This window comes from Priestia sp. FW507-14D1A (assembly GCF_058781295.1).
Window position 1 is genome coordinate 1 of sequence record NZ_JBYSWQ010000015.1, and the last position, 11,409, is coordinate 11,409.

The 11,409-nt window shown below is 38.4% G+C and carries 10 protein-coding genes and 3 tRNA genes; 12 read left to right on the plus strand and 1 reads right to left on the minus strand.

The window, feature by feature from the left end; translation table 11 throughout:
* The 4 genes from AC3WJG_RS25270 (at window position 1) to rocF (ending at window position 1,315) form a co-directional block, all read left to right on the plus strand.
* Window positions 1-71: transfer RNA gene (locus tag AC3WJG_RS25270), tRNA-Lys, on the plus strand.
* Window positions 72-80: 9 nt separating this feature from the next.
* Window positions 81-155 (plus strand) — tRNA-Gly (locus tag AC3WJG_RS25275).
* A gap of 21 nt (window positions 156-176) precedes the next feature.
* Window positions 177-252: transfer RNA gene (locus tag AC3WJG_RS25280), tRNA-Ala, on the plus strand.
* 163 nt (window positions 253-415) lie between these two features.
* A complete protein-coding gene (gene rocF / locus AC3WJG_RS25285; RefSeq protein ID WP_025753445.1) occupies window positions 416-1,315 on the plus strand; it encodes an arginase in 900 nt (299 codons plus the stop codon).
* Between the two features lie 82 nt (window positions 1,316-1,397).
* Here rocF and AC3WJG_RS25290 read toward each other — a convergent pair whose 3' ends face one another.
* Complete coding sequence (locus tag AC3WJG_RS25290) at window positions 1,398-1,559, minus strand: aspartyl-phosphate phosphatase Spo0E family protein (RefSeq protein ID WP_013054968.1); 162 nt, start codon at window positions 1,557-1,559, stop codon at window positions 1,398-1,400.
* Between the two features lie 164 nt (window positions 1,560-1,723).
* Here AC3WJG_RS25290 and sigW point away from each other — a divergent pair, with 164 nt between their 5' ends.
* The 8 genes from sigW to AC3WJG_RS25330 all read left to right on the plus strand — a co-directional run.
* Complete coding sequence (sigW, locus tag AC3WJG_RS25295; RefSeq protein ID WP_013054969.1) at window positions 1,724-2,287, plus strand: RNA polymerase sigma factor SigW; 564 nt, start codon at window positions 1,724-1,726, stop codon at window positions 2,285-2,287.
* Window positions 2,288-2,301: 14 nt separating this feature from the next.
* Window positions 2,302-2,907, plus strand: coding sequence for an anti-sigma factor family protein (locus AC3WJG_RS25300; RefSeq protein ID WP_013081391.1), 606 nt, complete (start codon window positions 2,302-2,304; stop codon window positions 2,905-2,907).
* Between the two features lie 192 nt (window positions 2,908-3,099).
* Window positions 3,100-3,921, plus strand: coding sequence for a diadenylate cyclase CdaA (cdaA, locus tag AC3WJG_RS25305; protein WP_013054971.1), 822 nt, complete (start codon window positions 3,100-3,102; stop codon window positions 3,919-3,921).
* Window positions 3,914-5,476: a CdaR family protein gene (locus tag AC3WJG_RS25310; RefSeq protein WP_337134641.1), complete on the plus strand. Its 1,563-nt coding sequence runs from the start codon at window positions 3,914-3,916 to the stop codon at window positions 5,474-5,476. The genes cdaA and AC3WJG_RS25310 overlap by 8 nt, the downstream gene beginning before the upstream one ends.
* Window positions 5,477-5,504: 28 nt before the next feature.
* Window positions 5,505-6,851, plus strand: coding sequence for a phosphoglucosamine mutase (glmM, locus tag AC3WJG_RS25315; RefSeq protein WP_102814028.1), 1,347 nt, complete (start codon window positions 5,505-5,507; stop codon window positions 6,849-6,851).
* Between the two features lie 430 nt (window positions 6,852-7,281).
* Window positions 7,282-9,084: a glutamine--fructose-6-phosphate transaminase (isomerizing) gene (gene glmS / locus AC3WJG_RS25320; RefSeq protein WP_028410402.1), complete on the plus strand. Its 1,803-nt coding sequence runs from the start codon at window positions 7,282-7,284 to the stop codon at window positions 9,082-9,084.
* Between the two features lie 862 nt (window positions 9,085-9,946).
* On the plus strand, window positions 9,947-10,663 hold the full coding sequence (locus AC3WJG_RS25325; protein ID WP_013054976.1) for a YebC/PmpR family DNA-binding transcriptional regulator: 717 nt from the start codon (window positions 9,947-9,949) through the stop codon (window positions 10,661-10,663).
* A 158-nt stretch (window positions 10,664-10,821) separates the two neighbouring features.
* On the plus strand, window positions 10,822-11,409 hold a 588-nt coding region (locus AC3WJG_RS25330; protein ID WP_492588847.1), incomplete at its 3' end, for an SH3 domain-containing protein.

The window sequence follows — 11,409 nt, forward strand, 5'->3', positions numbered from 1 at the left end:
GCCATTAGCTCAGTTGGTAGAGCATCTGACTTTTAATCAGAGGGTCGAAGGTTCGAGTCCTTCATGGCTCATTTTAATAAGCGGAAGTAGTTCAGTGGTAGAACACCACCTTGCCAAGGTGGGGGTCGCGAGTTCGAACCTCGTCTTCCGCTCCATTTCTATATAAAAAAGATTTTGGGGCCTTAGCTCAGCTGGGAGAGCGCCTGCCTTGCACGCAGGAGGTCAGCGGTTCGATCCCGCTAGGCTCCACCATACATATAAACGTACAACCTTTAAGCAATTTGCTTAAAGGTTTTTTTGTGCAGTTTCTACAAATTAGAATTGTATATATATTCAAAAAAGTGTCGAGTTGAGCCATCGCTCATTTAGCCGTTACAATAAGAGAGTAGCAACATTTGTGATGGGGGGACATATGATGAATAAGCTTTCAATTATTGGAGTACCAATGGATTTAGGTCAAACTCGCCGTGGGGTCGATATGGGGCCAAGTGCGATACGATATGCAGGTGTTATTGAACGCATCGAGAATATTGGCTATAGTGTAGAAGATAAAGGGAATATTGAAATTGCCTTAGCTGAACGAGTACATAGTGATGAAAATACAAACTTAAAGAATTTAAAAGCTGTAGCAGATGCTAGCGAGAGGCTTGCTCAGACCGTAAGTGATGTTATTACAAATAAAAGGTTTCCTTTAGTGCTAGGGGGAGATCACAGCATCGCTATCGGAACACTAGCAGGAGTAAGTCGTCATTATCAAAACTTGGGCGTGATTTGGTATGATGCACACGGAGATTTGAATACAGCAGATACGTCTCCTTCAGGAAATATTCACGGTATGCCATTGGCGGCAAGTATAGGTATAGGAGACGACGCATTGACTCGAATTGGCGGTTATACACCTAAAGTCAAGCCAGAAAATATTGTGATTATCGGAGCACGTTCTTTAGATGAAGGAGAAAAAGAGCTAATAAAGGAAAAAGGAATTAAAGTGTATACGATGCATGAGATAGATCGAATGGGTATGACAAAAGTAATGGAAGAAACAATTTTATATTTGCGTGATAAAACAGATGGGGTTCATCTATCACTCGATTTAGATGGACTGGATCCACATGATGCACCTGGAGTAGGAACGCCAGTTATCGGTGGAATAAGCTACAGAGAAAGTCATTTAGCTATGGAGATGTTGGCAGAATCTCAGCTAATCACTTCTGCGGAGTTTGTGGAAGTGAATCCTATTTTAGATGAACGGAATAAAACAGCTACCGTAGCTGTTGCATTAATGGGCTCACTTTTAGGAGAAAAATTAGTATAAAACATTAGTACCTACCAAAAGGTACATCAAACATATATGAAGGTAAAAAAAAGAAGCTCTTAGTTCGGATTCGAGAGCTTCTTTATATAGAGAAAAACTTTTCATATTCATTTAATAAACCATCTAACTCTGAACTTACTCTTACCACTGTTAGTGATGATAAAGGGTTTTCTGCTGCAAGGGTGACCATGTTATTTCTGCATTCTTCAATTTGATTCAAAAGGTTCTCTTTTGTATGAGTCAAGCTTTCCACTCCTCTTCTTTTCATCTATACTAATTACATAACCTACGTACGATCTTTTTAAACATATTTGACAAATTTTTGTTAAAATAATTAAGCATAAGTGAAACTTTATGATAAAGTACACGTATATATACTATCCCGCAATGGGCGGAGGTAACCGTTACATGGATTTATTATTAAAAAGGAAAATAAAAAAAGTAAAAAAAGGTGACCAGGATGCGTTTGCTGACATAGTAGAATATCACAAGGATAAACTTTTTCATCTATGTTATCGAATGTTAGGAAACCGGGAAGAAGCGCAAGACGCTGCACAAGAGGCGTTTATTCGAGCCTATGTAAATATTCATAGCTATGACACGAGTAAAAAATTTTCCACCTGGTTATATCGAATTGCTACAAATCTTTGTATTGATCGAATTCGTAAAAAAAAGCCAGACTATTATTTAGATGCAGAAGTAGCCGGGACCGACGGGTTAAATATGTACTCTCAAATAGCTGCCGATCAGGCTTTACCAGAGGAAGAACTAGAGCAAGTAGAATTGCAAGAATTCATTCAGTCGGAAATATTAAAGCTACCTGAGAAATATCGAACTGTCATTGTCCTAAAATATATAGATGAGCTGTCGTTAAAAGAAATCAGCGATATTTTAGACCTGCCGCTTGGTACGGTAAAGACTAGAATTCACAGAGGACGTGAAGCTTTAAGAAATCGACTTCGCCACTTGTAAGGAGTGAACTAAGAATGAAATGTCCAAAAATGTATGTAAATCTCATTCATGAACATTTGGATGGAGATATTACAAAAGAAAATGAACTATTATTAAAAGAGCATTTGCATCAATGCAAAGGTTGTCAGCAGCATATGCATCAGTTAAAAAGAACCATTGCATTTGTGCAAAGCACTTCTCATATAGAATTACCTATGAACTTTACAGCAGGTGTTATGGCTGGGTTACCGCGTGAGAAGAATCGAATTCGAATGAATAGATGGTTTACAAACCACCCGATTCTTAGTGCAGCTGCTGTATTTGTGCTGTTAATGTCCGGCACCGTGTTTTCAGCTTGGGAAACGGATGAAGACTTTTCTGTTTCAAAGCAGCCGAACTTGGTCATTCACGATAAAACAGTCGTTGTACCAAAAGGTGAGACCGTCAAAGGTGATATTACTGTGAGAAATGGCGATATTAAAATTGAAGGAAAAGTAGATGGAAATGTTACTGTTATACATGGTGATAAGTACCTAGCTTCTGCAGGAGAAGTGACAGGCAATATTGAAGAGTTAGACAAGATTTTTGACTGGGTGTGGTATAACGTCAAAACTCATGCCAAACAAGCTGTTGACTTTTAATAGTTGAAACATACAACCGTCCGCTTATCTTGTTAGAGAGGAATAGTGGACGGTTTTATTTATATAAAAAGAAGGCTACATTATATAGGAACAAGGATTTAAAAATAAGATGTAATTTACAGTGTAATTTTGTTTTATGGTATAATAAAACGGTTATGTTATCTTTATTACATATATAGAGGAAGTGAGAAGATGCCTATTGGAGACCTGCCAATCCTCTCATATTTAGGAAAAATTGTTGATGTTCTCCTGGTATGGTTCGTCATATATAAATTAATTATGGTCATAAGAGGTACAAAAGCAGTACAGCTTTTAAAAGGAATCACGGTGATTTTAGTTGTCCGCTTTATAAGTAACTTCCTTGGACTAAATACGCTGCAATGGTTAATGGACCAAGCGTTAACGTATGGGTTTTTAGCTATCATTATTATCTTCCAGCCGGAGCTGCGCCGAGCGCTTGAACAGCTTGGGAGAGGACGTTTGTTTTCACGCAGTAATTTGCCTGAAGAGGATGAACGTACCGTTACGATTGAGGCGATTATAAAAGCAACGCATTATATGGCTAAAAGACGCATAGGTGCATTGATCTCAATCGAAAGAGAGACGGGTATGGGTGACTATATCGAAACAGGTATACCGCTCAACTCTAATATTTCTTCTGAATTATTAATCAACTTATTTATACCGAATACACCACTTCATGATGGAGCGGTTATTTTACAGCGGGATCAAGTAGCCGCTGCAGCATGTTACTTACCTTTATCTGAAAGTCCTTTTATTTCAAAAGAATTAGGTACTCGCCATCGTGCTGCTGTAGGAATAAGTGAAGTAACAGATAGTGTGACTGTTATTGTATCTGAAGAAACTGGAGGCATTTCCGTTACCAAAAATGGTGAATTGTATCGTGAATTGACAATTGATACATTGAGAGAAATGCTCGAAAAAGAATTAGTCACAACTTCTAAAGCAACTTCTTCCACTCGTTGGCAATGGAGGTTGAAGAAGAATGGATAAATTGATGAATCGATCGTGGGTTATGAAAATTATCGCGTTGCTGTTAGCCTTCATGTTATATTTATCTGTTAATTTAGATGATGGTGCCAGTTCATCAAATAAGTTTCTGAACCGAAGCAGTTCTGCCAACACCGGAGTAGAAACATTAACAGATGTTCCGGTTCAAGTATCCTACAATGAGAAGAACAGAATTGTAAGAGGTGTTCCGGATACGGTTATTATGACACTGGAAGGTCCTAAAAATATTTTGGCTCAAACAAAGCTACAAAAAGATTATCAAGCTTATATTGACCTTGATAATTTAAGCTTAGGACAGCATAGAGTCAAGGTTCAGTATCGAAATATCTCTGATAATTTAAACGTAGTGGTTAAGCCTGATATTGTAAACGTAACAATTGAAGAACGCGATTCAAAGCAGTTTTCAGTAGAGGCAAGCTACGATAAAAACAAGGTGAAGAATGGATATGAAGCAGGGGAAGCAACCGTTAGTCCAAGAGCCGTCACGGTAACGGGCGCATCAAGTCAATTAGACCAAGTTGCTTATGTGAAAGCTATTATTGATTTAGATAATGCTTCAAAAACAGTCACGAAACAAGCAACTGTTGTCGCACTAGACAAGAATTTAAATAAATTGAATGTAACAGTTCAACCAGAAACGGTCAATGTAACAATCCCAGTGAGAAATATTAGTAAAAAAGTGCCGATCGATGTGATTCAAGAAGGCACGCCAGGCGACGGTGTCAATATTACGAAGCTAGAGCCTAAAACAGATACAGTAAAAATTATCGGTCCATCTGATTCTTTAGAAAAAATCGATAGAATTGATAATATTCCAGTCGATGTTACCGGTATTACGAAATCTAAAGATATTAAGGTGAACGTCCCTGTTCCAGACGGAATAGATAGTGTAAGTCCTAAACAAATTACCGTTCATGTGGAAGTAGACAAACAAGGTGATGAGCAAGACGCAGAAGAAACGGATGCAAGTGCAGCTGAGACTAAGTCATTTAAGAATTTACCGGTTTCTTTAACTGGTCAATCCTCAAAGTACACTTATGAACTGCTTTCTCCTACTTCAGTAGATGCGGATGTAAAAGGACCAAAATCTGATTTAGATAAGTTAACGAAAAGCGGCATTACCTTGTCAGCGAATGTAGGGAATTTATCTGCCGGGGAGCACACGGTTCCTATTATAATAAATAGTCCCGACTCTGTTACATCGACTCTATCGACTAAACAGGCAAAAGTTCGTGTAACAGCGAAAAAACAATCAGGGACAAATGATGAGCAAACAGATAAAGAAACAAGTGGAAGCACGAGCGATAGCGATAAAGAAACAAAGCCAGACACGGGAACTGGATCAGGATCGGGAACAAATCCTGGGACGGGAAATTCAGGTGATTCAACTGATAAACCAAGCGAAGAGACTGATACACCTGAAGATAATACAGATACACCAACAGATAGTACAGAAACTGGTGACGACAGTAGTAATCAAAGTGATGAAAATTCTACACCCGTAGATGGACAGACAGATAATACATCAGGAAACTAAATGTTTTGACATGAAGGAGAGAAAATTAATGGGTAAGTATTTTGGAACAGACGGAGTACGAGGAGTTGCCAATAGTGAATTAACTCCTGAGCTTGCTTTTAAAATTGGACGCTTAGGTGGTTACGTTCTAACAAAAGATTCAGAGCGACCAAAAGTATTAATCGGACGCGATACACGCGTTTCTGGTCATATGTTAGAAGGAGCGCTTGTTGCAGGATTGCTTTCAATTGGAGCAGAAGTTATGCGACTAGGTGTTATTTCAACTCCAGGGGTAGCGTATTTAACAAAAGCACTTGGCGCACAAGCAGGAGTCATGATCTCTGCTTCGCATAACCCAGTTCAAGATAACGGAATTAAATTCTTTGGTCCAGATGGATTTAAACTTTCAGATTCCCAAGAGAATGAAATTGAAGCGTTAATGGATAGTGAAACAGATCAATTACCAAGACCTGTTGGGGGAGACTTAGGTCAGGTAAATGACTACTTCGAAGGTGGACAAAAATATCTTCAATACTTAAAACAAACGGTTGATGAAGACTTCTCAGGTATTCATGTGGCATTAGACTGTGCGCACGGGGCAACGTCATCGTTAGCAGCACATTTATTTGCGGATTTAGATGCAGATATCTCTACAATGGGGGCATCTCCAAACGGATTAAACATCAATGACGGTGTAGGATCTACACATCCAGAAGCATTAAGTACCTTCTTAAAAGAAAAAGGAGCGGATGTTGGATTAGCATTTGATGGAGACGGAGATCGTTTAATTGCAATCGATGAAAAAGGTGAGATTGTAGACGGTGATCAAATTATGTTCATTTGTGCAAAATACTTATATGAACAAGGACGTTTAAAGAAAAACACGCTTGTTTCTACCGTTATGAGTAACTTAGGCTTCTATAAAGCACTAGAAGCTAGCGGGATTGAAAGTGCACAAACTGGTGTAGGAGACCGTTATGTAGTAGAAGAAATGAAAGCTAATCAATATAACCTAGGTGGAGAACAGTCAGGTCATATTATTTTCTTAGATTACAACACAACAGGTGACGGTATGCTTTCAGCTATTCAGCTTGTAAACATTATGCAAGCAACGAAAAAGCCTTTATCAGAATTAGCAGCTGAAATGAAAAAATATCCTCAGCTTCTTGTAAATGTAAAAGTAACAGATAAGCATCATGTTACAGATAACGAGAAGGTAAAAGTGGTTATTGAAGAAGTGGAAAAAGAAATGAACGGTAATGGCCGAGTACTTGTACGCCCTTCAGGAACAGAGCCGTTAGTACGTGTTATGGTTGAAGCACAAACACAAGAAGAATGTGAAACTTATGTAACGCGTATCGTAGAAGTAGTAAAAGAAGAAATGGGCTTAGAGTAATTCATTAATTATATGCATAAGCGGTGACGTTTCAAGCTGCTTATGCATATTTTTATATTGTTGAGAAAAATTCTTGGAAATTATCTAATGCTAAAGGCTGTTTTTACAGATAGTAAAGAAGATAATTGACGTTTTCTCACTTCTTATTGTAATATTAAATCTGTTCGTCTCTTAATTTATGTAAAGGAGTGAACAATCTATTTTAAAAGTGAATACAAAGCGCCTGAACTAAGTAAAGGGACGGAAACGACTTAGTTGACGAGGAGGAGGTTTATCGAAGTATCGGCGGATGCCTCCCGGTTGTTGATTATCACGGCCGAAAACTTGATGTGAAAAACAATGAGGTGACTTATTGGACAAAAGCATTGAGATGATAATCATTGATGATGAAAAGAGACTCTCTTTTCATACATGAAGGAGGATTTTATCTATGTGCGGAATTGTAGGATATATTGGAACAGAAGATTCGAAAGAAATTTTATTACGTGGTCTTGAAAAGTTAGAATATCGTGGCTATGACTCAGCGGGTATTGCAGTTGTTAACAATGAAGGCGTACACGTATTCAAAGAAAAAGGCCGTATTGCAGAATTGCGTCAGGCAGTAGATCACAGTGTTGTAGCACCAGCAGGTATCGGTCATACGCGTTGGGCAACTCATGGTGTACCAAGCCAAGAAAATGCTCACCCGCATCAAAGTACATCTGGACGCTTCACACTTGTGCATAACGGTGTAATTGAAAACTATGCTATTTTGAAACGTGAATATTTACAAGATGTAACGTTCAAAAGCGAAACGGATACAGAAGTAATCGTTCAGTTAATTGAAAAAATCGCAGCAGAAGGCTTAGATGTAGAAGAAGCGTTCCGTAAGACAGTAAGCTTGCTTCACGGTTCTTATGCACTAGCTCTTGTTGATAACGAAGATAAAAACACAATCTACGTAGCTAAAAACAAAAGCCCGCTTCTTGTAGGTGTTGGCGAAGGATTTAACGTTGTAGCGAGTGATGCTATGGCAATGCTTCAAGTAACAGATCAGTACGTAGAATTAATGGATAAAGAAACAGTAATTGTGACAAAAGAAGGCGTAACAATTAAAACGCTTGATGGTGAAGTGGTAGAAAGAGCACCTTATACAGCAGAGCTTGATGCAAGTGATATTGAAAAAGGTACGTACCCTCACTATATGTTAAAAGAAATTGATGAGCAGCCTTTAGTTGTTCGTAAAATCATTCAAGAGTACCAAAATGAGAACAATGAACTGCACATTGATGCAGACATTTTAGGAGCGATGGATGAAGCAGACCGCATCTATATCGTAGCGTGTGGAACAAGCTATCATGCAGGCCTAGTAGGTAAACAATTCATTGAAACGTGGGCGAAGGTTCCAGTAGAAGTGCACGTAGCAAGTGAATTCTCTTATAACATGCCGCTTTTATCTGAAAAGCCATTGTTTATCTTTATCTCTCAAAGTGGAGAAACAGCTGACAGCCGTGCAGTATTAGTTCAAATTAAAGAACTAGGTTACAAAGCGTTAACAATCACAAACGTTCCGGGATCAACATTATCTCGTGAATCTGATTATACGTTATTACTTCATGCAGGTCCGGAAATTGCTGTAGCATCAACAAAAGCTTATACAGCTCAATTAGCAGTGCTGTCAATTCTAGCGGCTGTAACAGCAAAAACACGCGGCATTGAATTAGAATTTGATTTAGTTCAAGAGTTAGCAATCGTAGCAAACACAATGGAAGTACTTTGCGACGACAAAGAAGAAATGGAAAGCATTGCTCTTCAATTCTTAGCAACAACTCGCAACGCATTCTTTATTGGACGTTCTGTTGATTATTATGTAGGTTTAGAAGGTGCGTTAAAACTAAAAGAAATCTCTTACATCCAAGCAGAAGGATTTGCTGGAGGAGAGCTTAAGCACGGAACAATCGCTTTAATTGAAAACAATACGCCAATTATTGCATTAGCAACACAAGAACATGTAAACTTAAGCATCCGTGGTAACGTAAAAGAAGTAGTAGCACGTGGAGCTAATCCTTGTATCATTTCAATGAAAGGATTAGAAACAGAAGAAGATCGCTACGTGATTCCGAAAGTTCATGAAACACTTTCACCACTAGCAGCGGTTATTCCTTTACAATTAATCTCTTACTACGCTGCATTGCACCGCGATTGCGATGTAGATAAACCACGTAACTTAGCAAAATCAGTTACTGTAGAATAATAAGGTTCTAGACACCCTTCTATTTATAGAAGGGTGTTTTTGTATATAATTCTCATTGAACTAAAAAATATATTTGCTTGCTCAATTTATTTTATATAATAGAGTAGGTAAATGAACGAAACTCACTTATAAAAAAGGAAGTGAAAAGTATTAGTGGAGTAGCTCAAAGTATAAAGTACGTGTTGCGAGGCATCTTTTTTGTCTTGTATTTTCCCTTTTATTTTGTATTTCAAATTTTGTGTAAGCTATGGATATATTTTATCGCTAAGCCCCTCATATGGATAGGAACAAGAATTATTCAACCTGTCATTGATTTCATTTGGAGATACATTATACGTTTCTTGTTCGTTTATCCTATTTCTTGGCTATGGAGTGTCCTCATCTATCCTTTTATTCTCTTCGTTTGGAAACGATGTTTTTTGCCTATAACTAGATTTATATGGAAGTACGTTTTATACCCTGTGTTGTATCTAGTTTGTTACCCTTGTTATCTTTTCTGGAAATATGTTGTGCTGCCATTTTACAATGAAATTGTTATTCCTGTGGTTTCATTTTGTCAGCGTATATTCCTCTGTTTCTGGAAAGGAGTTAAGTGGATCGTAATTCATATGATCTACTATCCTTTACGGTGGATTTGGATGAGATGTATATACAAACCGCTTAAAAATGTATATACAAAAATCATTCAGCCGGTTATCAAATGGTTTTCTCATTTATTTAGTTAATGAAATATACCAAAAGATTGCTTTTCTTTTTTAAGTATTAAACTCGAAAGGTAAGAGGGAATTGATGTATAATAAAGACGGATATATCATTGCCTATTTATTTTATTAGATTCAATTTTGAAAGAGAGTGAAACAATATGGGCCGTAAGTGGAACAATATTAAAGAAAAGAAAGCGTCAAAAGATGCTAATACAAGTCGTATATATGCCAAGTTTGGCCGTGAGATTTATGTGGCTGCGAAACAAGGCGAGCCAGATCCAGAATCAAACCAAGCGTTAAAAGTTGTATTGGAACGCGCGAAAACATACAATGTGCCAAAAGCAATTATTGACCGTGCGATTGAAAAAGCAAAAGGCGGATCAGAAGAAAATTACGATAATCTTCGTTACGAAGGTTTTGGACCAAATGGCTCAATGGTTATCGTAGATGCTCTTACGAATAACGTAAACAGAACAGCTTCAGACGTGCGTGCTGCTTTTGGTAAAAACGGCGGTAATATGGGAGTAAGCGGATCAGTAGCGTACATGTTTGATCCAACAGCTGTTATTGGTGTAGAAGGTAAGGATGAAGAAGAGACGCTAGAACTGTTAATGGAAGCAGATGTAGACGTGCGTGACATTTTAGAGGAAGAAGATTCTGTAATTGTTTATGCTGATCCGGATCAATTCCATGCGGTACAAAAAGCGTTCAACGATGCTGGTATTACGGAATTTACAGTAGCTGAGCAAACGATGCTTGCTCAAAATGATGTCACTCTTCCTGAAGATGCACAAGCTCAGTTTGAAAAAATGATTGATGCATTAGAAGACTTAGAAGATGTGCAGCAAGTATATCACAACGTTGATTTAGGATAATAGTGAAAGAGACAGACCTATCAAGGAGGTCTGTCTTTTTTTATAGGCCGTGTGAAAAGCATCTATTGACCCTTTCCCTTCGTTTGGAATATGGTAAGATAATGAATTAAGAATAGAAAATAGTAGAATTTTATAAGAGATAAATGGAGGGAAAGCAGTTGAAAAAATTAATGGTGGGGATGGCGTTAACAGCTACACTTGCAACGGCTGTAACGCCTGACTTTGGCTCAATCGGGGGAAATCAAGAAAAGGCATATGCAGCAGCGACGGTTACATATAAAGTAACGGCAAGCAAGCTAAATGTGAGAAGCGGAGCGGGAACGACTTACGGGATTATCGGCAGCGTAGTGAAAGGCCAAACGCTATCTGTTATGAGCAAAAGTGGAAGCTGGTACAAAATTAACTATAACGGCCGCACGGGCTATGTAAGCAGCGATTATGTACAAGCATCAGGAACAGCAACTCCACCAGCAGAAAGCACAACTTATACAGTAACGGCAAGCACGCTGAATGTAAGAAGCGGAGCAGGTACCAATTATGCATCCATAGGAAGTGTGAAAAAAGGTCAGAAGCTGTCTGTGGTGAGCAAAAGCGGAAGCTGGTACAAAATTAACTATAACGGCCGCACGGGCTACGTAAGCAGCGATTATGTACAAGCATCAGGAACAACAACGCCACCAGCAGAAAGCACAACGTACACAGTAACGGCAAGCACGCTGAATGTAAGAAGCGGAGCAGGTACCAAT

Excerpts from the sequence above, each read along its gene's own strand:
- AC3WJG_RS25325 (WP_013054976.1), top strand. The coding sequence starts at position 9,947 with ATGGGCCGTAAGTGGAACAATATTAAAGAAAAGAAAGCGTCAAAAGAT.
- AC3WJG_RS25300 (WP_013081391.1), top strand. The coding sequence starts at position 2,302 with ATGAAATGTCCAAAAATGTATGTAAATCTCATTCATGAACATTTGGAT.
- AC3WJG_RS25310 (WP_337134641.1), top strand. The coding sequence starts at position 3,914 with ATGGATAAATTGATGAATCGATCGTGGGTTATGAAAATTATCGCGTTG.
- cdaA (WP_013054971.1), top strand. The coding sequence starts at position 3,100 with ATGCCTATTGGAGACCTGCCAATCCTCTCATATTTAGGAAAAATTGTT.
- sigW (WP_013054969.1), top strand. The coding sequence starts at position 1,724 with ATGGATTTATTATTAAAAAGGAAAATAAAAAAAGTAAAAAAAGGTGAC.
- rocF (WP_025753445.1), top strand. The coding sequence starts at position 416 with ATGAATAAGCTTTCAATTATTGGAGTACCAATGGATTTAGGTCAAACT.
- glmM (WP_102814028.1), top strand. The coding sequence starts at position 5,505 with ATGGGTAAGTATTTTGGAACAGACGGAGTACGAGGAGTTGCCAATAGT.
- glmS (WP_028410402.1), top strand. The coding sequence starts at position 7,282 with ATGTGCGGAATTGTAGGATATATTGGAACAGAAGATTCGAAAGAAATT.